We start from the raw sequence: 22,435 nt of genomic DNA on the forward strand, positions 1-22,435 counted from the left end.
ACGACATCACTGTCTCCGCCCCATCAATGTTACTCGCTGCAAAACATCCCTGCCGGCCTCATAAGTATCCTTATAAAGCTGGTAATACTCTTCGTAAGCCTCATGAGCCGCAGCATTGGGAACTACAAGCATATCCTTGTATTTCACCACTGCTCTGCATCCTTCCTCAATATCGCGGTAGATGCCTGCCCCGACTCCGGCTGCTATGGCGGAGCCAAGTCCTGCCTGCTCTTCCGTATCGGCCACCTTCAGGGGGATGTTGAAAATGTCTGCCTGAATCTGCAGCCATGGACCACTTCTGGCGCCTCCGCCGGAGGCCACCATATTGTCAGCCTCAAGCCCCAGATTGCCGCAGACCTCAATACACTGATAAAGTGCAAAGGCCACGCCTTCCATAACCGCCCGGGTCATTTCCGGACGCCCTGTATTCAGGTTCACGCCCAAGAACATCCCGCTCAGGTTGGGATTTACGTGAGGGGTTCTCTCTCCATTGAGGTATGGAAGGAAAATAACGCCTCCGCTTCCCGGTCTCACTTTTGCAACTTGTTCATTTATCTGGTTGAAATCAGCCGTCTCAAAGAGGCTGTTAAACCACTTAAGGGATAATCCTGCGTTCATGATGGCCCCCATGGTGAACCATCTTCCTTTTTTATATCCGCAGAATGTATTGGTGCTCAGCGCCGGATTCATAATCGGCGTATCGCTCTGAAAAGAGACTTGTCCGCTGGTTCCGATGTTGGATGTCGCGGAGCCCACCTGGGTAATCCCGTTTCCAATCCCCTGCATCACTTGGTCGCCGCCTCCGGCCACCACTACCGTTGATGTTGAAAGCCCCGTTTCTCTGGAGGCCGCTTCACAGACAGTTCCCGCCGCCTCATCGGTCCCGTAGCATCTGGGAAAGATATCCATCGGTACATCCACCGCTCTCAGAATCTCTTCGGACCAGCAGTTTTTCTTTATGTCAAACGCCAGAGTGGCAGAAGCATCGGAATAGTCCGAAGAAACCTCTCCTGTCATCCTGAACTTAAGATAATCCTTAGGCAAAAATACGTGCCGGACTTTTTCATAATTTTCCGGTTCATTATCCCTCACCCACATCAAAGACGGAAGCAGGAATCCCGTATACACCGGGTTCATGATGAGCTCCCTGACCTTATCCATACCGAGAACCCTCTTGATCTCCTCCACCTGTACGGCAGAACGGGCGTCACAGTGAAGAATCGCCGGGCGTATCACCTGATAGTCCTTATCCAAGAGCACTGCTCCGTGCATCTGGCCGGAGAAACTCACGCCCTTCACCGAAGCGGCCGGTGCACCACACGCGTCCAGCGCCTCTTTTACCGTTTCGCAGCAGGCCTGCCACCATTCCCTCGGGTCATGCTCCGCATACCCGCCGCAGGGAGAAGCAAACTGATATGGTCTGGCGCTCACTGCCTTTACATTTCCAGCTTCATCGATGATGATGGTTTTCAGGCTGGAAGTCCCCAGATCAATCCCCATTAAATATGCCATGGCTTTTCCTCACTTTATCTTTTTTTATCATTCAAAGCAAGTATGCACCCCTGCCACAAAAGTATCTCCCAGGCCAATGGTGTATTTCGGATGCTCCAGATATCTTGACGGTACAAGCACCGCCTGCTTTGCAGGCTTCAATTCCCTTAATCTCTCGTGGAAAGCAAGACCTGTGGGACTGAGTCCAAGGGACAGGCTCTCACGGCATTCGTCCTGACTGCCATATTTACCGATTCTCGCCCTGGTGCCCGACATCAGATTCCCGATGGTCAGTCCTTTTTCAATATCGATTCCGGCGAGTTCTTCTCCATAATACAGAGAATAGTCCTTTGTATGAAGCACCATGCCTCTTATACCATAGCGTGACAGGAGAGCCTCTATTCCATTGATCACCGATTCTATATCCGTTATATCTGTCTCTATTCCATACTTTTCATTCTGCGCGACCAGTTCTTCTTCGTTGCTGCCAAAGATATTCGCATAGGGAGCCAAACGCCTGAAGATCATCTCCTTTACCTCCGGGTTCATGTAAAACGCCCCCTCGAAGTAGAAGATGAACTCCGGATTCTTTCTCCTCATGATCTCAAAATGCCGGCAGAGCTGATCCAGCCGTTCTTCCATGATCCCCGTGTCGATCACTGCATCAAAGCCGGCAGCCAGATAAGAGGATATGTCATCCGTATGGGCATTCCAATAATCAAAAAAGCACTGATCGATCGGCACCGTTTTATGTATCTTGTCATAGAACAGAATCAGGCGGTTCGACAGAGGCACCGCATATTCCTTTCCATGAATGACAATCCTGTCGTCCTTCGAGAACTGAAGGATCATATGATACACAGGCGGTTCGTCGGATGCACCTTCCATGATGGGCACCAGGTTCTCGCCCTTCACGACCCTCATGTCAGAAGCGTCCATCATCTCACAGACCTCTCTGCATTTATCCGTAAGCTGCGCCACCATGGGAAATCCCATTGCCGCCAGAGCCGCAGCACCCTGTGCGCAGGTTCCTCCCAGAGCCGGCTCCGATTCAAAATGGCTCTGCAGGTATTCACAGATCTCCACATTGGTTATATCGAAATTCGCCCCGATCCCTTTCATCAGACAATAGCTGCTGATCCTGGCAAAATCCTCCATGGTATCCATCGTGTCGCCGGCTTTGGCGCTGGGTTCATCCTTTAGATATTCTTTCAGAATCTGATTATAAACAGCCACATCCCATTTAAGGACCACATCATAATTGCTGGTATACCCGAACACATGACGCTTTCCATCCGCCCTGCACTTCTCGATATCGGCCGGAATCTGGTCCAGATACGCTTCGTATTTATCCTGATATGCCATTTTTTCCACCTTTTTACATAAATTTAAAATCTGATAACATCCTTTTTCTGCCCGTCAAAGCTTATATTCCGCGAGCAGCATCTCCAGCCTGTCCACATCCCTGGGGCCTCTCTCTGCATTGGCCACAAAATATAAAAGGGCATCAATGACCGCCATCGCATACACATGAGAAATCGCTCCGAACTCGCTGAACAAAGGATCTTCTACGGGAATATTGAGCGTATAATCTGCAATCTGGGAAACAGGACTCCTGGCGGAACCCGTTATCGCAATGCTCTTCATCCCCTTATCCCTTCCCAGCTCCAAAGCCTGTATCACTTGTCTGGAGCTTCCGGAATGGGAAATCGCTACTATGACGTCTTTTTTGCTTCCCAGGCTGATATTGCTCAAAAAATATTCCGGCACCAATGCGCTGCTGGTACGAATCCCCAGACGGCCAAGCCGGAATCCCAGGTCAATAGCGACCGGACTCGTATTTCCAACCGCAACCGCACCATCTCGCTCTCCCGAATCATTTTCGCACAGACAAGTATCACATTCATATCGAGCTTAGAAGCCGTATTCAGAAGATTCCTGGCAATTCCCTGCAGAATGGCTTTCGCTGTGTCAGGATTGTCCTGATCGCCGCAGTAGCCCACCAACTGATGCTGCCCCAGATCCCTGGCCAGATTCAGCTTCATCTGGTAGAACCCCTGATATCCCAAATGCTTGCACATCCGGATGACCGTAGCGTCGCTGACGCCGCTCAGCTCCGCCAATTCAGAGACATTGGAAGAAACTGTCTGCTCCGGATGCTGAAGGATAAAATCGGCTACCTTTTTTTCTGCGGAGAACATCTGCTGGTAGTTTTCTTTAATTGTATCAATTACCAAATCATTCATCCCCATCTCATTTCCCCCAAAGTCATGCCGATAATCCGTTCGTCCTATTGAACAATTTCATTAACTTTATGATACTGATTATAGGATAATTGCACAGCTTTGTCAATCGGATATACATGTAAAATAACCCTCTCATGAAATTTTTTTTAATAATTTTCCGGATTTTCTTGGAATTTCGTGCTTTATCACCAAATATTGTTGACATTTTTATGGAAATTTACCACCGTCCTGAAAAAAACTTTCACACTTTTAAATTATTTTATCTTATAATTACAGCAAATTCCTTTGTACACTTTAAACATTTAACCGAGTAAAGTGTATGTAAAAAACTGTCGAATTCTTACAGAACTAATATAAAAGGCTATACTTAACTTCTCCTCCAGGACCGGAGTAGACCGTCAAGTACAGCCTCATAACGCAAAACAAGCCCGAAATATCAGGAGTCCCTCTACAGTGCTTTTATACGTTCAATGGCTTTCGCTGTGTTTTCATAAGTTCCAAACGCGGTCAGCCGGAAGTATCCTTCTCCACTGGGTCCAAAGCCGGATCCGGGCGTTCCCACAACGTTGGCTCTCTCCAACAGATAATCAAAGAATTCCCAGGATGACATTTTCTCCGGAGTCTTAAGCCAGATATAAGGGGCGTTCACACCTCCTGACACTGTATAGCCGGCAGATTTAAGTCCTTCATAAATGACCTTCGCGTTGTTCATGTAATAAGCCACCTGCGCTTTAAGCTGCTTCTTTCCTTCCACTGAATATACGGCCTCACCCGCTCTTTGTACGATATAAGGGGCACCATTATATTTTGTCCCATGCCGCCTGGCCCACAGGGCATGAAGAGAAACGTCTCCGCATTTAAGCTCCTTCGGAATTACGGTATACCCAAGGCGGACACCTGTAAAGCCGGCGTTTTTAGAAAAACTCTTCAGCTCAATGGCGCAGGTTCTGGCCCCTTCACATTCGTATATGGAATGAGGCACATCGTCCTCTGCTATATAAGCTTCATATGCCGCGTCGTAAATAATCACAGCGCCGGACCGGTTGGCATAGTCCACCCATTCCTGAAGACGATCCTTCGTGATCGTGGAGCCGGTAGGGTTATTGGGGAAACAAAGGTAGATGATGTCCGGTATCTCGGCGGGCAGATCGGGAGAAAAACCATTTTCCATCGTACAGGGCATGTAAATCACATCACTCCACATTCCGGTGTCCGAATTATAGGTCCCCGTCCGTCCTGCCATGACATTGGTATCCACATAAACAGGATATACCGGGTCGCAGACCGCGATTTTATTGTCCACGCTGAAGATCTCCTGGATATTCCCGGAATCACATTTTGCGCCGTCGCTGACGAATATCTCATCCGCAGCGATCTCACATCCTCTGGCTTTATAATCGCCTTCCGAAATCGCCTTCCGCAGGAATTCATATCCGAGATCCGGGGCATATCCGCGGAAGCTCTCCTGAACCCCTATCTCGTCCACCGCTTTATGCATGGCCCGGATGATGGCAGGCGCGATCGGCTGTGTGACATCGCCGATCCCCAGCCGGATGATCTCCCTGTCCGGATTGGCCTCTGAATACTCTCTGACCTTCTTTCCAATGGTGGAGAAAAGGTAACTCCCCGGCAGCTTCAGATAATTATCATTAATCTTGTACATAATTCACATCCTCCGTTTATTCTTTCCTAGCTTTTCAAAAAGTCTTTAAGTGAAATCTCACCGCGGAACACCTCTGCCGCAGGACCTGTCATGACCATCGGTCCTCCCGGGTTCGCCCAGGTGATATCCAGGCAGCCTCCTGTCAGGTGCATCACGACTTTCCGCTTCACAAGTCCCATGGATATGGCGGCCGCACAGGCCGCACAGGCCCCTGTACCACATGCCATAGTCTCACCGGTACCGCGTTCCCAGACCCTCAGCCTGATATTCTGGGCGTCCAGCACCTGGGCAAATTCCACATTTGTCCGGTCAGGAAACCTATCATGCCGTTCCAAGAGAGGTCCCAGATCCGCAAGGTCCAGGCTTTCCACATCTGTATAGAAAAGGACCGCATGGGGATTTCCCACGTTCACCGGAGTAAAAGAAAAGCTCCTGTCTCCAGCTTTCAGTACCTCTCGTTTCTCCACCACAGGAATTCCCATCTCCACATCCACCAGATTTACTTTTCCATTTCTGGTCCTGCAAAAAAGCCTCCGTATTCCACTGTCTGTCTCAATATTCATGCGGGCAGTCTGTACCTGTCCGTTCTCATACACATATTTTCCCACACATCGGATTCCATTGCCGCACATGGCGCCCCTGGAACCGTCCGCATTGTACATCACCATCCGGCAGTCGGCCTTTTCTGACGGCTGAATCAAAATCAGCCCGTCGGCCCCGATGCCAAAGTGCCTGTCGCTGATCGCTTTCGCCACCAGAGCAGGCGCCTCAATGCTTTCCTCATAACAGTTTACATATACATAGTCATTGCCAAGACCGTGCATCTTCGTAAACCGCAATCCATACCACCTTTCCAGCCCATCACTGTTTCATAATGCTCAGGATCATCTGAGCGGTCTCCGCCATATTGGTGCCGCTGTCCATACTGCATTTTTGTATATAGCGATGCGCTTCCGTTTCTGTCATATTATTGCGCTCCATCAGGACCTCTTTTGCTTTCAGGATAGCCTCTTTGTCTTCTGCGCTTCTCTGCCTCGGGCACTCTCTCAGTTTTCTGCGCCTTCTGACCAGCGTTTCCTCCATCATGGTCAGGGTATCAATGAGATCATGAAGGCGGAGCGGCATGCTGACACACACCAGATTGTCGGCTGTGCATTCCCCCCAGTACTGCTGAGATGCCACCAAAAGCATCTGAAAGCCATCCGGGAGATAATCATAAAGCTCTGCATACCTCATATCCGCAAACCGGTATCCGCATACCACTACCCCGTCATTCAGGCTGTCAGTATAGTTCAGGACCTGAGCACCCGTGGTACAGACAGCTGTGACGTTGAAACCATTCCGGGTCAGGATATTCCGGATGTTCTTCGCATCCTCCGCCTTGGGAAAGACCACTATAATATTAGCCACGCTGTCACCTCCAAGTCAACTTCCGGGTCAGATCTGATCTAATAACGGTTCAGGTACTCCTTGATCTCCCATTCAGTCACTTGTCTGCGATATGTGTTCCATTCCTGTCTCTTGGCACGGATATACTGTCCTGCGACCGCCTCTCCTATTACTTCTACAATAAACCTGTCATCCTCCAGCGCGTTTATCGCATCGCACATGTTTTTAGGAAGCCGCTCGATGTCTAGATTCCTTCGTTCTTCATCTGTCCAGGCGGACACGTTGGTATCCACGCTGGGAGCCAGCAAAAGCTTTTCCTCAATTCCCTGTAGCCCTGCTGCCAGACAGGCGGCAAACGCCAGATATGGATTGGCGGTTGGATCAGGAGACCGCAGCTCCAGCTTCGCATGAGTTCCAATGACCGACGGCACGCGGAGAAGCGCAAAGGTGGTCTCTGCGGACCAGGTGGCGTATACCGGGGCTTCAAAACCGGGGGTAAGGCGTTTATATGAGTTGACGAGCGGGTTGGTAAGCGCCGTGATGGCGCCGATGTGTCTCAGGATGCCTGCCATGAAGCAGCGTGCGGTCTCACTGATTTTATATGCATCATCCTTATCATAAAATACATCATTTCCTTCTTCATCCCAGAGGGACATGTTGATATGCATCCCAGATCCGTCCACATCCGATTTTGGTTTCGGCATGAAGGTCGCGTGAAGGCCGTGCCGCTTTGCTATGGATTTCACCGTCATCTTAAAGGTGAGCAGATTGTCCGCTGTGTTCAGAACATCGCTGTATTTAAAGTCCACCTCATGCTGACCGGGAGCTTTTTCATGATGGGAAGATTTTACTTCAAACCCCATTTCCTCCAGGTTAAGAACAATATCGCGGCGGACATTTTCGGCAAAGTCCACCGGACCGACATCGAAATATCCGGCGTGCTCATGGGTAACGGTAGTCGGCATCCCGCCATCGTCAATATGGAACAAAAAGAATTCACATTCCGGCTCCACTTTAAAAACATATCCCATCTTCTTCGCCTTTTCCACAACCCTCTTCAGAACCATGCGGGTATCCGCTGCATAAGGGGTGCCGTCCGCATTATAGACATTGCAGATCAGACGGGCCACCTTTCCCTGCTGAGGACGCCATGGAAAAATCTCAAACGTGTTCAAATCCGGCCTGAGGAACAGATCTGTCTTTGACAGCTCTCCATATCCGTTGATGGATACACCGTCAAAGCTGCACTCATCGTTCAGAGCCTTCTCCAGCTGGCTGGCTGTGATCGCCATATTTTTCAGCACGCCGAAAATATCCGGAAACTGAAGACGTACAAACTCCACGTCCTCTTCTTCTGCCATGCGGAGGATATCCTCTTTGGTATATCTGTTTTCACTCATATGACACCGCTCCTTTTTTTATACTAAAAACGGGCGTACTTCCTTATATAGAAGAAACGCCCTTGTTCTCCTTAAATGATAACAGGGCATTTCCTATTTGTCAACGATGCAGATAGCTTTCGAGAAAATCAAAAAGAATATCCATCTGTTCATCCGTGCCGATAGTGATCCGCAGATACTGGTCAATCCTCGGCGCATCAAAAAACCTCACATAGATGTCTTCCTTTTTCAATGCCTCAAACAGCTCCCTTGCATCAGCGCCAGGTTGTCTGGCAAATATAAAGTTGGCACTCGGTTCGGGATAGACGAACCCCAGACGGGACAGACGTTTCTTCGACCGTTCTCTCGTAGCCTTGATCTTTCCGATCGTCTCCTGAAAATAAGCTTCCGATTTGACGGCTTCCGTCCCCAGGCAAAGGGAAGTCTGGTTCATGGTATAAGAGTTAAAGGAATACTTTACGTCATTCAGCGCCTTTATCAACGTCTTGTTTCCCATCGCGTAGCCAATCCGCATGCCGGCCATGGAACGGGATTTGGAAAAAGTCTGGACGACCAGAAGGTTCTCATATTTGGAGAGCAGTCCGAGGGCAGATTCTCCTCCAAAGTCTATATACGCCTCATCCACGATCACGACCACATCCTGGTTGTGGACAATGATGTCCTCCACGTCCCCGATTCCCATGGCAAGAGACGTAGGAGCATTGGGATTCGGGAAGATCACGCCTCCGTTCTCCTTATAATAATCTTCCTTCCGAATCCGGAATTCTTCATCCAAAGCCGGCCTCTCGTATGGAATTCTGTAAAGATCTGCCCACACACTGTAAAAAGAATAGGATATGTCGGGAAACAGAATCGGTTTCTCAGAATTAAAAAAAGTAAGAAATGCCATTGCCAGAACGTCATCGGAACCGACTCCCACAAAAACCTGATCTGAATCCAGGCCATACCGCCCCGCCAGAGCATCCACCAGAACGGTTGCCGAAGGGTCCGGATAAAGTCTCAGCTTCCCCGTTTCAAAGCTCCTCGCCGCCTCACACACCGACGGCGCCGGGTCATAAGGATTCTCGTTGGTGTTCAGCTTTATCATCCGCTCTTTTTTCGGCTGTTCACCGGGCACATAAGGTACTACTTTTCTGATATTCGCTTCCCAGGGTCTCATGTTATCCTCTTCCTTCTTTCGTTAAGTCCTTCCAGTCAATCTGTTCCTGTATCTTTCTCTGCCGTTTCTCCTTCATCCAAACAGCCAAGAAGAACAAAGCGGCTCCCAGAGCCGCCCCCGACCCGTCTATCAACACATCGCGGACTGCCGGTGTCCGGCCTCCAGAGAATATCTGATGGAACTCATCGGTCGCCGCATACAGAACAGAGAAAAGCCACGCTGCCGCGCCCTGCCTTTTCCTTCCCAGAGATGGAAATGTGGAAAAAAAACCGGACAAAAGAACAGCCAGAACCACATACTCCGCCATATGGGCCCCTTTTCGGATCAACCACTCCGGTAGATGAAGAGCCGACGACACGGTAATACTGATTGTTCCGGAGGCTTCTCCATCCTGAGCAGAAAACGTAAAAATGACCAGCATCCAAAGTAACGACAGCGCCAGAAAAATCCAGCGCCTGCCGGGTACGCTCCTTCTACGCTTCATGTCCCTTTGCCTTTATGACTTCGAGTACATCTGAAACGTATTTTTCGCAAAGTTCATCTGTCTTCGCTTCCACCATGACGCGGATCAGCGGCTCTGTTCCGCTCTCCCGGACCAGAATCCTGCCGTCGTTTCCAAGAGCGTCCGCCACTTTTTCCACTGCTTTTTTCACATCGGCATCTTCCCTCGCCTCCGGCTTGCTCTTTACCCGGATATTTTTAAGGAGCTGAGGATAGATGTCCACCGGTGAGGTCAGTTTTCCAAGCTTCTCCTTTTTTTCCAGCATCACTTCCATCAGCTTCAGAGAGGTCAGAATGCCGTCTCCCGTGGAAGCATATTTGCTGAATATGATATGTCCGGACTGCTCGCCGCCCAGGCGGTGTCCGTTGTTTACCATATTTTCATATACGAACCGGTCGCCCACATTCGTTTTCTCATAACGGATGCCGGCAATATCCAGAGCTTTATAAAGGCCAATGTTGGACATGACCGTCGTCACCACCGTATTTGTATCCAGCATTCCCCGTTCCTTCATATACAGGCCGCAGATATAAAGGATCAGGTCTCCGTCCACCACGCGGCCGTTTTCATCCACCGCGATACACCGGTCGGCATCTCCGTCGTAAGCGAATCCCACATCCAGCTGATTCTCCACCACATATTTCTGCAGGACTTCAATATGAGTGGAACCGCAGTTCAGGTTGATATTCGTGCCGTCCGGCTCATTGTTTATCACATACGTTTTGGCGCCCAGTGCGTCAAATACGTTTTTGGCTATGGAAAATGCACTGCCGTTAGAGCAGTCCAGGCCCACCCTCATGCCTTTATAGGAGCGTGTGGCAAGAGAGATCAAATATCCGACATACCGGTTTCTTCCCTGAGAATAGTCAGCGGCCCTGCCGATCTCTTCCCGGACAGCAAACGGAATCTCACCTGTCACTCCGTCTATATATGCCTCGATCTTGTCGCTCACTTCTTCTTCCAGCTTTTCTCCTCTGCCGTTCAGGACCTTGATCCCGTTGTCATAAAAAGGGTTATGGCTGGCAGAGATCATGATGCCGCAGTCGAAGTCCTCGGTCCGCACAACATAAGACACGCTGGGAGTTGTTGTCACATGAAGCAGATAGGCGTCAGCTCCTGAGGCCGTCAGGCCCGCCACCAGAGAATATTCAAACATATAACTGCTTCTTCTGGTATCCTTACCGATCACCACCCGGCATTTCCTGCCGTTTTCCTGACTGTAATACCAGCCCAGGAATCGTCCTACCTTATACGCGTGTTCCACTGTCAGTACTTTATTGGCCTCTCCGCGGAAGCCATCCGTGCCAAAATACTTACCCATATCATTCTCCTATCTTCCAGTCAATCGATACTTTCTTAGAGCAGGAAAAGGTTCCAGGACAACTGTCTCGAAACCTCTTCTCCATATATTCTATGGCCGCCTTCCGGCTTCTCATGCTTATTTTCCAAGAGCCTTCAGGTATCTTTTCAAGGCGTCCTGCCAGGAGGGAAGCCTTTCAAATCCATTTTCCTCCAGCTTATCCTTAGACATCCGACTGTTCTGAGGCCTTTTCGCCTTCGCCGTAAATTCATTGCTGCTGACCGGGGTCACCTTCACATCCATGCCCGCCTGCCTGAATATCTCCCGGGCAAACTCATACCAGCTGCAAAGTCCCTCGTTGGTGGCATGATATCTTCCGTATTTTTCTGTCTGCACCATATCCACCAGCAGCCGGGCCAGATCATAGGTATAGGTGGGAGAACCGATCTGATCATCCACCACGCTCACGGCTCCTTTTTCGTCGCCGAGACGCAGCATGGTCTTTATGAAGTTCTTTCCATTCACGCCAAATACCCACGCTATGCGGACAATGAAATACTTCGTCAAATGCTTTTCCACCGCCAGCTCACCCTCATATTTCGCTTCGCCGTATGCATTGAGCGGATTCCGGCTGTCGTCCGGCTCCCAGGGCCTGGTACCCTGGCCGTCAAACACATAGTCGGTGCTGATATATATCATCTTTATATCCAACTCTCTGCAGACCACGGCAATATTTTCCGTGCCTCCGGCATTGATTCTCCGGCAGAGCTCCATATTGTCCTCCGCCGCGTCCACTGCCGTATAAGCGGCACAATGAATCACCGCGTCCACTCCGGCCTCAGTGATGACTCTCCTCACTGCCTCCGCATCAGTAATGTCCATTTCTTCAATGTCCACTCCAACAGCTTCTATATCCCTTTTGGCCAGCTCATTCATCACATCATAGCCCAGCTGACCCTTTACGCCTGTTACCAGAACCTTCATGTCTTTGTCTCCCTATCATCTGCACTACTCAGTCATGTAACCGGCCGCCGTACATTTTCTCAAAATAATTGCTGTATTCTCCGCTCAGGATATGCTTCCACCAGTCCTGATTGTCCAAATACCACTGAATGGTCATTTCAATGCCTGTATCAAAGGTATACTGGGGCTTCCAGCCGAGCTGCGTCTCAATCTTTGTGGGATCAATGGCATAGCGGCGGTCATGGCCGGGCCTGTCCGTCACATATTGAATGAGGCTTTCAGGCTTGCTGAGAGCTCTCAGGATGGTCTTCACCACTTCCAGATTCGTACGCTCATTGTGCCCTCCGATATTATAAATCTCTCCTACCGTCCCTTTCCGGATAATCAAGTCAATGGCCGCACAGTGGTCGGAAACGTGAAGCCAGTCGCGGACATTTTCTCCTTTTCCATATACCGGAAGGCTTTCATCTGCCAAAGCCCGGCTGATCATCAAGGGGATCAGCTTCTCCGGGAAATGATAAGGTCCATAATTATTGGAACATCTCGATACCGTTACCGGCATGCCAAAGGTCCTGTAATACGCAAGGACAAAAAGATCGGCACTCGCCTTGCTGGCTGAGTAGGGACTGGAGGTGTGTATCGGAGTCTCCTCCGTAAAGAAGAGGTCAGGCCTGTCTAAAGGCAGATCTCCGTATACTTCATCAGTGGATACCTGATGATACCGCTTCACCCCGTATGCCCGGGAAGCATCCAGCAGCACCTGAGTGCCAAGCACATTGGTCTGCACAAAAAGTCCCGGATTCGTGATGGACCGGTCCACATGGCTCTCCGCCGCAAAGTTCACCACCACATCGAATTTTTCTTTTTCAAACAAATCCATGATAAAAGGCCTGTCGGCAATGTCACCCTTGACAAACGTATAATTGGGTTTGTCCTCCACCGGCTTAAGTGTCTCCAGATTTCCGGCGTAAGTCAGAAGGTCCAGATTCACGATCTGGTCCTCCGGATACTTATTTACCATAAAATGTACAAAATTCCCGCCGATAAAACCGGCTCCGCCAGTCACTAAAATCTTCATGTCATTTCCTCACTTTTTCTATCTTGCTTTCCGCATTGGAAGCTGCCGTCAGTCAAATTTCTTATCAATATATTTCCCATCCATGACATCCTTCAGATAGGCTCCATACTGGTTCTTCTTTAATACCTCATATGTCTTCATCAGCTCATCTTTGCTGATCCATCCGCGCAGATATGCAATTTCTTCCAGACAGGCTATTTTACGGTGCTGATGAGTCTCCACCGTCTTCACAAAATTTGTGGCATCCACCAGGGATTCATGAGTCCCCGTATCCAGCCAGGTGAAGCCTTGTCCTAAAAGGGTCACTTCCAACTCACCGGCCTCCAGATAAATCTTATTCAGATCGGTGATCTCCAGTTCTCCGCGGGCGGAAGGCTTCAGGTTCTTTGCGTATTCCACAACCCGGTTGTCGTAAAAATAAAGGCCTGTCACACAATAATTAGATTTGGGATGGGCCGGCTTCTCCTCCAGGGAGACCGCTTTTCCGTCCTTGTCAAATTCTACAATACCGAACCGCTCCGGATCGTCCACATAATATCCGAACACAGTCGCTCCCTTATCCTTTGCCGCCGCCTCCTGCAGCCGCTTCGCAAGGCCATGCCCATGAAAGATGTTGTCTCCGAGCACCATGGCAACCGAATCGCGGCCGATGAATTCTTCACCGATGATAAATGCCTGGGCCAGTCCGTCGGGGCTGGGCTGTACCGCATAAGACAGTTCGATGCCAAACTGATGACCGTCCCCTAACAAGGATTCAAAACGCGGCGTATCATCCGGTGTGGAGATGATGAGGATTTCCCGAATCCCAGCATTCATCAGTACAGATAACGGATAATAGATCATCGGTTTATCATAAATGGGCAGCAGTTGTTTCGATGTCACTTTTGTCAGGGGATACAGACGTGTGCCGCTTCCTCCGGCAAGAATAATACCTTTCATGGGAAACCTCCTGGATTGGTAAGATTTGCAAAGATTATATCGTTGCACAAGTACTTACAATATATCATAATCCACCTTCTTTTGCAATGCTGCAATGGACCGTAATGCGAAGATATCCCTTAGGATTTTATGAATTTCACTGCATTTCGCTTCCGGTTTCTTTACTTTTACGTCCGGTGCTGATATGATAAAGTTATCAACGTCCTGATTTTATCATGGACAGAAGGAGAATTCATTATGCAGAAAAAGCCTGTGAAAAAAGCAGTAATCCCAGCTGCCGGCCTGGGCACGCGCTTCCTCCCCGCCACCAAAGCTATCCCCAAGGAAATGCTGCCTATCGTTGACATTCCTACCATTCAGTATATCGTCGAGGAGGCCGTACAGAGCGGAATTGAGGAGATTCTGATCATCACCAATTCCAACAAGCACTGTATGGAAAATCATTTTGATAAAAACTACGAGCTGGAGGCCCGGCTTCTGGAATCCGGCAAGCAGTGTGAGGCTGACCTGATCAACAGCATCGCCGGACTGGCCAATATCTACTATGTCCGCCAAAAGGAGCCCCGCGGGCTGGGTCATGCCATTTTATGCGCCAAATCCTTTATTGGAAATGATCCTTTTGCCGTGCTTTTGGGGGACGACGTCGTCATCAACGAAGAGGGACGGCCGGCGCTTCAGCAGCTGATAGACGCCTATAACCTCATCGGTGCTTCCGTAGTAGGCGTCCAGCAGGTGCCGGACAGCCAGGTCCATAAATACGGCATCGTAGCGCCGTCAGTCCATCAGCCCGCCTGTGATTCCCGCCTTAAAAAGCTTTATGATATGGTGGAAAAGCCCAAGCTGGAGGACGCTCCCAGCAATCTGGCCGTACTGGGGCGCTATGTCCTGAAGTCGGAAATCTTTGATTATTTGGAAACTCAGGGAGTTGGGGCAGGAGGAGAGATCCAGCTGACCGATGCCATTAAAAGACTCATGTATACTCAGGCGGTATATGCCTACGATTTTGAAGGACACCGCTATGACGTGGGAGACAAATTCGGCTTTATTCAGGCCACCCTTGATTTTGCTCTGAAAAGAGACGAGCTCCAGGAGCCTGTGGCGGCATATATCAAAGAGCTGGCCGAAAGATTATAGGCCGGCTTTTCATTAGAAAAGGAGGAGCTATTTATGGTATACCTCATTCTGGCCGCGTTCATCTTCGGCCTGGACCTATTTCTTAAAAACCGTATCGAGGCCCGGCAGGATGACGCCTTTCCTGTCCGCCTTGACAACGGAATCAGCCTGGAAAAGCATCACAACAGAGGCTTCCTCTTAAATAAACTGGAAGATAAGCCGGAGCTGGTGAAGAAAATTTCCGTTCTTACTTTGATTCCGCTCTTTCTGTGGTTCCTCTGGCTCTTTGTTAAAAAGGCGGGAAGCCTTGGTAAGATAGGCGCCTCTTTTCTGCTCGGAGGAGCCGCTTCCAACCTCTATGACCGTCTGTTCCGCGGCTATGTGGTGGATTACATCCGCCTTCCCATTAAAAAAATCCGCCATATCATATTCAATATCGCGGATTTCTTCCTGTTTTTAGGCGCCGCCCTGTCGGCTGTCTATGGTTTATTCTCTAAATGATGTATTTTTCCATTCTGTATTTGTTCATCATATCTTTAAAGATTTCGCCGTTGGAAGGAGGAGTATAAGTGATGGCGTTGGCGCCCGCGTCAATGGTGCGTCGGATGCTGTCGCTCGTATTGCCTCCCGTGGCGATGATCGGCACATGAGGAAATTCTTCCCGGATCTTCGCCACAATCTCCGGCGTCTTTTCTGCTCCTGACACGTTCAGGATGGAAGCGCCGCTCTCCAGACGCTTCGCAATGTCTGTCTTTTCCGATACTACAGTTATGACAATCGGAATCTCCACTTTTTTTCTCAGATATTCCAGAGTCTCGTTGGGGGTCGGCGCGTTCACTACCACGCCCTGGGCTCCCTGAAATTCCGCATCTTCCGCCAGATTTGTCACACGCTTTCCCGTTGTCGTCCCCCCTCCGACCCCGCAGAGAACCGGCAGATCAGAAGCCGTGATCAAAGCGTGAGTGATTATGGGCTGGGGCGTGAACGGATAAACCGCCATGACTGCATTGGCGTTGCAGTTTCGGATGATCGCAATATCCGTGGTGAACACCAGCGACTTGATCAGTTTTCCAAAAATCCGTATGCCGCTGACTTCTTCCACAATCTCCGGCAGAAGCACCATATGTTTCCTTAGGTTTCCTTCAATGACAGGCACATATTTTTCGTTTCCCATAGGCAAGCCTCCTTATCATAAGATAATCTACAATGGATCATATATAAATGTTTTTCACAAAGATATCGTCTCAAATACGTGGAACAGGTTCAGCCCTCCGTAACCAGTAGCCCTATTGGGATAAGATACATTGGCCGTCCGGTCGGCTCCCCTTATCAGCAGGCTTTTAATATCCCTTGTCCTCATCGCCGGATAGTTCCCCTGTATGATTCCCCATTCCAAAAGAAGAGCCGAAGCTCCCGCTCCATGAGCGGCGGCTACGCTGGTGCCGCTCTTCGTCCCGAACCTGCCGCCCGGAAAGGCTCCGTATACGTCGACCCCCGGCGCCACCAGATCCGGCTTGACCTCCCCTGTCCTGGTATAGCCGCGCCCGGAATGAATATATAGGCTGTTCAGCCTGTGGTTATATGCCCCGAAGGTTATAGGGTACTGCGCCCCCGACGGGACAGTCAGTGTCGTATCGGGATTCGGCCTCAGAAATACGGTATCTTCCTCTACGAACTCCTCCATTGGCAGCCAGATGTGGAACTGGCCGTTGGAAAACTGCTCATTATATACGGCCAGCGTCCAGATTCCCGGAGTTGGATCTGCCATCCGGATCCGGATCACACTGCTGCCTGAGCCCTTCTCGATCAGCTGATAGTCCACATAGATCACTGTTCTTTCCATAGTAAACTGGAACACACTGTTCTGGTTGAGCCTTGGCACCACCCGCGCGGTGCCTTCACCCGTGGGAGAAAGAAGCTGTATCCCATAGACTTCAGGCGCCTCCGCCCAAAGCTCCATGGTTATCCCATTTTCATTCTGGGGCACCCGGATTTCCACAAAGTCGTTTCCGCCTCTTGAAGCAATCGTCCCAAAATAGTGATGCGACCTGTTGGATTCGTTTCCCGCCGCTACCGTCACCGCCGTGCCAAGCTGAACCGCCGCATTATTCAGGGTCTGGCTGAGAGGAGCGTTTCCCGCGTGATCCCCCCAGTTGGTCCCCACTCCAATGAGGATTACAAGAGGCATATTAAGCTCCCGGCTGATTTCCAGAAGATACCGCACCCCCATCATAAGATCTGTTTCCTGATAGGCTTCTGCCGACTCTTTGACCAGATAATACTGGCGGAGATACGCTTTGGCCGGCTTCAGCTTCACCATAGCTATGGATGCTCCGGAAGCGGCTCCTGTGAACTCCTCTTCCCGCAGCTCACTCCCCGCCGCTATGGAAGCTAAAAAAGTTCCGTGCCCTTCCTGGTCCACCGACGGGACGATGGAAAGTGCATCGCCGGATGCCAGAGCCTCATTGATATCGTCCTCTGTATATTCGGAACCGTACTGGATTCCCGAAGGCAGCTTTCCCGTCTGAATGGTCTGATCCCAAATCCGAAGTATCCTGGTTCTTCCCGCAGCATTCCGGAATACCTGGTTCTGATAATCAATCCCTGTGTCGATCAGCCCTACCAGCACTCCCCTCCCCGTCAGGTTCAGGACCGGCTGATTCTTAGTCCTCAGAATCCCCGACGCCTCCATGCTGGTCGTATCCGTAAGCCCATACAGCTTGGGAATCGTAGCATAGTCATAAAACTGCACCGACAAAGGCGGCAGGTATCTCTTGCTGATATGTAGAATCCCTTGATACTCTGAGGCCCTCTCCACACAAAAGGAATTTCCCAGTTCATCGATGGGATTCCACTGATCCAGGGGATAGATGAAATCTTCGTAATCATCCGACAGTATGCGCTCCCGGCACGCCTCAGTGGTGCCATCTAAGGGACTTTCATTCTCCGGCAGTTCTTGTCCTTCCAATCCAGCTATTCGGGTGTCTATCATTCGGCCGTTTTCCATATGGCTGACGCATTCCCATTCTATTCATCATATTATGCTATGCGTGAACTCCCAGTCTCATGACTCCTCTCATATCGATTATGGGACCGCCGGTCTTTTCAATATAGGCCCTCGTGATCGTCACTCGGCCGATATTGTCATCTTTTGGTATCTCGTACATGATATCCAGCATGTACTCCTCCAGGATCGCCCGAAGCGCTCTGGCGCCGGTATGCTTCTCCATCGCCTTTTCCGCAATAGCTTCCAGGGCTTCATCTTCAAACAAAAGCTGTACTTCATCCATCTGAAGAAGCTTTTCATATTGCTTCAGGATGGCGTTCCTTGGTTCTTTCAGGATACGTACCAAGAATTCCTTCGTCAGTGCCTCCAGAGATACCAAAACAGGAAGACGTCCCAAAAATTCCGGAATCATTCCAAATTTCCTCAGATCGTCGATCTCTGCCCTGCAGAGCAGGTTCTCCTCTTTATCGTATTTATCCTTGAGCTCCGCCTTAAAGCCTATGGAAGATTCTTTCGTCAGCCGCTCCTTGATGATCTCCTCCAGGTCAGGGAACGCTCCTCCGCAGATAAACAGGATGTTCGTCGTATTTACCGTTGTCATCGGAACCATCGCATTTTTGCTGTTGGCCCCCACCGGCACTTCAACTTCACTTCCTTCCAGCATCTTCAGAAGCTCCTGCTGAACGGATTCTCCGCTGACGTCTCTTGTATTGGTGTTGCGTTTCTTAGCGATCTTATCAATCTCATCAATGTAGATAATCCCGCGCTCTGCCTTCTCCACATCGTTTCCGGCCGCCGCCAGGAGCTTGGAGACCACGCTCTCAATATCGTCCCCGATATATCCTGCTTCCGTAAGAGAGGTGGCGTCGGCTATGGCCAGAGGCACATCCAAAAGCTTCGCCAGCGTCTTTACCAGGTACGTTTTTCCACTTCCCGTAGGACCCAGGAGCAGCATGTTGGACTTTTCAATCTCCACGCCGTCGGCATTATCAGAGCCCACCCGCTTATAGTGATTGTACACCGCCACGGATATGGCCTTCTTCGCCTTTTCCTGCCCGACCACATACTCATCCAGCATCTTTTTAATTTTGTGGGGCGCCGGGATCACCTGACGGTCAAACTTCGGCTTCTCATCTTTGACTTTCCTTTTCTTCACCTTCTGATTTTTGGGAATTTCCCTCTCACCCAGGCCCAGATCCGCCAGATTTATGACGCCGACCCCCGGCATATTGGAAAGACCGGAAAGATCGAGACCTCCCTGTCCATTGCCGGGGATATTGACATTTACGCCGTACGGGGAACCATTTTTGTCAAAGGTATCAAAAGCTTTCTGCATACAATCAGAGCAGATTACGATGCCGCCGGGCATGGTGATCATTTTCCCGGCTTTGCTTTCCGGCCTATGGCACATACAGCATATCTTCTCATAATCGTCATCGTCGTCCTGAGCAGCTTTTTCCGCCGCCGCATCAGACACATCCTCTTTTTGAATATCCATATCGTTCTCTTCGGTAAATTCTGTTTCTATATTTTCATTCTCATTGTTTTTATTATACTCTTCTGACATTTATCTCTCCTCTTTTCTCTTTCTCCATTATATATGAGAACAATGGCACGGACAAGTAAACTTTTTATTAACCAAATATGAATAAATCCTATTAATCTGGACGCTGTCATCATACCGCAGTATAATAAAAAACACAAGAAAATATATTGGAACCGGAGGATATGGCCATGAATATAAACTGGAATGCCGACAAATACACGGAACAGTTTGGATTTGTCCATCACTATGGAGAAGACGTCTTGAAGCTCTTGGACCTGTCTCCCGGACAAACAGTCCTGGATCTCGGCTGCGGCAACGGCGCCCTCACGGAAAAGCTCGCCTTAGCAGGCGCAAAGGTCATTGGAATGGACGCTTCTGCAGAAATGTTAAAGACCGCAAAAGCACTTCATCCTGATCTGACCTTCTTGCAGGCGGATGCCACTGACTTCTCCCTGGAAGAGCCGGCGGATGCAGTCTTCTCCAATGCCGTATTCCATTGGATCGACGATCAGGATGCCCTGCTCTCCTGTATCCGGAGGTCTTTAAAACCTGGGGGACAGCTGGTCTGTGAATTCGGAGGGCATGGGTGCGCCGAAACCATTCACGACGCCCTGGCAAATGCCTTTTCCCGCCGGGGAATCCCTTATACAAATACCTTTTATTTTCCCACCATCGGAGAATATACGCCCAGACTGGAACGCCATGGCTTCCGGGCTGTATATGCTTCTCTTTTTGACCGCTTCACCCCTTTGAAGGGACCGGACGGCGTCGCCGACTGGATACGGATGTTTATAAAGGAATCGTTCCGCGGCCTTTCTCCGGAAACGGCCCGGGCTATTATCGAAGAAGCGGCCGACGAAACACGGCCGGTCCTTTTCCGTGACGGTGTATGGCACGCAGATTACGTCCGTATTCGCCTGAAGGCAGTGTGCGTTGCTTAGCTCTGGACTCTAAGATTTTTTCAGAAAACAAAAACGCCCCGGGGACTATGTGGAGCTTTACTCCACATAGTCCCCGGCGCATTGTCTTGTAATCTTATTTACTAATTCTGCCCTGGTATTTGAATATCCGGCTGCTGGGTATTCGGCTGCTGGCTGCTCTGACTCTGATAATCTTTCTTATATCCCAAAGCAACAGATATCTTCTGTTCCTGATACTCTCCATCCATAAGTCTTTGAACGGTCAGTTCCACAACGGTTCCTCCCGCATAATACGTAAGCTGCTCCTTCAGCTCATCCATCGTAGTAACTCCAGTTCCTTCAATAGCCGTAATGATATCTTTTTCCTTCAGGCCGGAGACGTAGGCCGGACCATTCTCCACAAGACCATATACGTATATGCCTTCAGGCATATTATAAACTTTAGCATTGGAAGCGTCCATCGCCACTCCCTCGATGCCCAGATAAGAAGCGTCGTCTTCTCCCACTGCTGTTCTTGTTTCCTTGGACATCAAGTCGTTTATGATATCCTCTGCCTCTGAGATTGGGATAGCGAAGCCCATTCCTTCCACATCTTCACTGGAATATTTCGCGGAATTGATGCCGACCACTTCACCGTTCATATTCAGAAGTGCGCCTCCGCTGTTGCCGGGATTGATGGCTGCGTCTGTCTGGAGAAGAGTCAGAGTCTTGCTGTCGATCGTCACATCACGGCTCAGGGCGCTGACATGCCCGTAGGTCAGTGACTGTCCATATCCAAGGGCATTCCCGATGGCGATCACTTCATCGCCAACTCTCAGACTGTTGGAATCTCCCATCTTCGCGATCTTTATCGCATTCAGGGTATCGCTGCTCAGGGATTCAAGAGGAATTGAGATCACAGCCAGATCATTGCTTTCTGCTGTGCCCTTGACATTGGCATCCACTACACTGTCATCAATGAAAGTGACTTTAAGGGAGCTGGCTCCATCGATCACATGGTAATTCGTCAGTACGAGCAGCTCTTTGTCATTCTGTCCGATTATGATACCGGATCCGCTTCCAGTCACTTCCTGGCTGCCGCCACCGAAGAAGTAATTCCAGTCATTGTTCTGATAGATCTGCGTATTGGTAATGGCAACAATAGACGGCATGGCGCTTTCCGCCACATCTGCTACCGAACCGGAGGAGCCTTCTCCTCCACTGTTGGTGCTGGTAGGAGTCGTCTCCGCTGTCGCCACCTTAGGTGTATTAGTCTGATTTGCCGCGTCAATGGCTTTCTGTATTTTATCTTCATAACCGCTCGCTTTCATCACACCAATGAAAGTTCCCGCGCCTGCTCCGCCGAGCATGACGCCGCAGAGGAGAAATACCCCCAGCTTCTTCCAGACATTTCCGCCTTTTTTCTTTTTCTTTTTTTCCGGTTTCTTTATGGTTTCCGGTTCAATGGGCTCTGTGGGAATATATGTGTAAACAGAGGACTGCTGATTCTCTTCTGAGCCATCTCCATACTGAAAACCGCCGTTTCCATAATATTCACTCATATTATCATTTCCTTTCTTCTTAGTTATTTTATCTTGACTCTGTGTTGATTTCTTTTATGACCATAGAATAACAGTTAATTGTGATAAAACTGTGTTATCCCCGTGAAAAAATTTTGTATTTGCCGCAGCATAAAAGCGGCCGCAGATCTGCAGCCGCTTTAACATACATCTATTTCAA

General features: G+C 49.7%; 21 protein-coding genes. 3 read left to right on the top strand and 18 right to left on the bottom strand.

The window, feature by feature from the left end; genetic code table 11:
- Positions 1 to 6 precede the first annotated feature (6 nt).
- The 14 genes from xylB to rfbA form a co-directional block, all read right to left on the bottom strand.
- A complete protein-coding gene (xylB, locus tag LQE92_RS05640) occupies positions 7 to 1,512 on the bottom strand; it encodes a xylulokinase (RefSeq protein WP_231062021.1) in 1,506 nt (501 codons plus the stop codon).
- 27 nt (positions 1,513 to 1,539) lie between these two features.
- Positions 1,540 to 2,856, bottom strand: coding sequence for an ADP-dependent glucokinase/phosphofructokinase (locus tag LQE92_RS05645; protein ID WP_231062022.1), 1,317 nt, complete (start codon positions 2,854 to 2,856; stop codon positions 1,540 to 1,542).
- A gap of 54 nt (positions 2,857 to 2,910) precedes the next feature.
- Entirely contained in the window at positions 2,911 to 3,246 is a 336-nt protein-coding gene (locus LQE92_RS05650; protein ID WP_231062023.1) for a MurR/RpiR family transcriptional regulator, read from the bottom strand.
- Complete coding sequence (locus tag LQE92_RS05655; RefSeq protein ID WP_231062024.1) at positions 3,243 to 3,737, bottom strand: MurR/RpiR family transcriptional regulator; 495 nt, start codon at positions 3,735 to 3,737, stop codon at positions 3,243 to 3,245. Before LQE92_RS05655 ends, LQE92_RS05650 begins: the two co-directional genes overlap by 4 nt.
- A 448-nt stretch (positions 3,738 to 4,185) precedes the next feature.
- Positions 4,186 to 5,400: an LL-diaminopimelate aminotransferase gene (locus LQE92_RS05660; RefSeq protein ID WP_231062025.1), complete on the bottom strand. Its 1,215-nt coding sequence runs from the start codon at positions 5,398 to 5,400 to the stop codon at positions 4,186 to 4,188.
- A 26-nt stretch (positions 5,401 to 5,426) separates the two neighbouring features.
- Positions 5,427 to 6,239 (bottom strand): diaminopimelate epimerase, encoded by an 813-nt coding sequence (gene dapF, locus LQE92_RS05665; protein ID WP_331001246.1) that lies wholly within the window; start codon positions 6,237 to 6,239, stop codon positions 5,427 to 5,429.
- Between the two features lie 22 nt (positions 6,240 to 6,261).
- The gene (locus LQE92_RS05670; RefSeq protein ID WP_231062026.1) at positions 6,262 to 6,810 is read right to left on the bottom strand and encodes an ANTAR domain-containing response regulator; all 549 of its coding nucleotides are present in this window, start codon (positions 6,808 to 6,810) and stop codon (positions 6,262 to 6,264) included.
- 38 nt (positions 6,811 to 6,848) lie between these two features.
- Positions 6,849 to 8,189 carry a glutamine synthetase family protein gene (locus LQE92_RS05675; RefSeq protein ID WP_231062027.1) on the bottom strand — a complete coding sequence of 447 codons (1,341 nt, stop codon included), beginning with the start codon at positions 8,187 to 8,189 and terminating at the stop codon, positions 6,849 to 6,851.
- A gap of 100 nt (positions 8,190 to 8,289) precedes the next feature.
- Positions 8,290 to 9,348 (bottom strand): pyridoxal phosphate-dependent aminotransferase, encoded by a 1,059-nt coding sequence (locus tag LQE92_RS05680; protein ID WP_231062028.1) that lies wholly within the window; start codon positions 9,346 to 9,348, stop codon positions 8,290 to 8,292.
- Position 9,349: 1 nt separating this feature from the next.
- The gene (locus LQE92_RS05685; protein ID WP_231062029.1) at positions 9,350 to 9,832 is read right to left on the bottom strand and encodes a VanZ family protein; all 483 of its coding nucleotides are present in this window, start codon (positions 9,830 to 9,832) and stop codon (positions 9,350 to 9,352) included.
- Entirely contained in the window at positions 9,822 to 11,171 is a 1,350-nt protein-coding gene (glmM, locus tag LQE92_RS05690) for a phosphoglucosamine mutase (RefSeq protein ID WP_231062030.1), read from the bottom strand. Before glmM ends, LQE92_RS05685 begins: the two co-directional genes overlap by 11 nt.
- 117 nt (positions 11,172 to 11,288) lie before the next feature.
- The gene (gene rfbD / locus LQE92_RS05695) at positions 11,289 to 12,134 is read right to left on the bottom strand and encodes a dTDP-4-dehydrorhamnose reductase (protein WP_231062031.1); all 846 of its coding nucleotides are present in this window, start codon (positions 12,132 to 12,134) and stop codon (positions 11,289 to 11,291) included.
- Positions 12,135 to 12,162: 28 nt separating this feature from the next.
- A complete protein-coding gene (rfbB, locus tag LQE92_RS05700; protein WP_231062032.1) occupies positions 12,163 to 13,191 on the bottom strand; it encodes a dTDP-glucose 4,6-dehydratase in 1,029 nt (342 codons plus the stop codon).
- A gap of 48 nt (positions 13,192 to 13,239) precedes the next feature.
- Positions 13,240 to 14,130, bottom strand: a complete 891-nt coding sequence (gene rfbA, locus LQE92_RS05705) for a glucose-1-phosphate thymidylyltransferase RfbA (RefSeq protein ID WP_231062033.1) — start codon at positions 14,128 to 14,130, stop codon at positions 13,240 to 13,242.
- A gap of 237 nt (positions 14,131 to 14,367) precedes the next feature.
- On the opposite strand from rfbA, the gene galU reads away from it, so the two are divergent.
- The gene (galU, locus tag LQE92_RS05710) at positions 14,368 to 15,264 is read left to right on the top strand and encodes a UTP--glucose-1-phosphate uridylyltransferase GalU (protein ID WP_231062034.1); all 897 of its coding nucleotides are present in this window, start codon (positions 14,368 to 14,370) and stop codon (positions 15,262 to 15,264) included.
- A gap of 33 nt (positions 15,265 to 15,297) precedes the next feature.
- Positions 15,298 to 15,744 carry a signal peptidase II gene (locus LQE92_RS05715; RefSeq protein ID WP_231062035.1) on the top strand — a complete coding sequence of 149 codons (447 nt, stop codon included), beginning with the start codon at positions 15,298 to 15,300 and terminating at the stop codon, positions 15,742 to 15,744.
- Here LQE92_RS05715 and LQE92_RS05720 read toward each other — a convergent pair.
- Genes LQE92_RS05720 through clpX form a run of 3 tightly spaced genes read right to left on the bottom strand, consistent with a single transcriptional unit; the run spans position 15,737 to position 19,817 of the window.
- A complete protein-coding gene (locus LQE92_RS05720; RefSeq protein WP_231062036.1) occupies positions 15,737 to 16,417 on the bottom strand; it encodes a beta/alpha barrel domain-containing protein in 681 nt (226 codons plus the stop codon). The two genes, LQE92_RS05715 and LQE92_RS05720, sit on opposite strands and share 8 nt — an antisense overlap.
- A gap of 54 nt (positions 16,418 to 16,471) precedes the next feature.
- Positions 16,472 to 18,235, bottom strand: coding sequence for a S8 family peptidase (locus tag LQE92_RS05725; RefSeq protein ID WP_231062037.1), 1,764 nt, complete (start codon positions 18,233 to 18,235; stop codon positions 16,472 to 16,474).
- Between the two features lie 52 nt (positions 18,236 to 18,287).
- On the bottom strand, positions 18,288 to 19,817 hold the full coding sequence (clpX, locus tag LQE92_RS05730; RefSeq protein ID WP_331001247.1) for an ATP-dependent Clp protease ATP-binding subunit ClpX: 1,530 nt from the start codon (positions 19,815 to 19,817) through the stop codon (positions 18,288 to 18,290).
- Between the two features lie 167 nt (positions 19,818 to 19,984).
- Between clpX and LQE92_RS05735 the strand changes: the two genes are divergently transcribed.
- Positions 19,985 to 20,737 carry a class I SAM-dependent methyltransferase gene (locus LQE92_RS05735; protein ID WP_231062038.1) on the top strand — a complete coding sequence of 251 codons (753 nt, stop codon included), beginning with the start codon at positions 19,985 to 19,987 and terminating at the stop codon, positions 20,735 to 20,737.
- A 101-nt stretch (positions 20,738 to 20,838) separates the two neighbouring features.
- On the opposite strand, the gene LQE92_RS05740 is transcribed toward LQE92_RS05735, so the two are convergent.
- Positions 20,839 to 22,257, bottom strand: a complete 1,419-nt coding sequence (locus LQE92_RS05740) for a S1C family serine protease (RefSeq protein WP_231062039.1) — start codon at positions 22,255 to 22,257, stop codon at positions 20,839 to 20,841.
- Between the last annotated feature and the right edge of the window lie 178 nt (positions 22,258 to 22,435).

It is taken from the genome of Lientehia hominis, assembly GCF_021044755.1.
Lineage (GTDB): Bacteria > Bacillota > Clostridia > Lachnospirales > Lachnospiraceae > Lientehia > Lientehia hominis.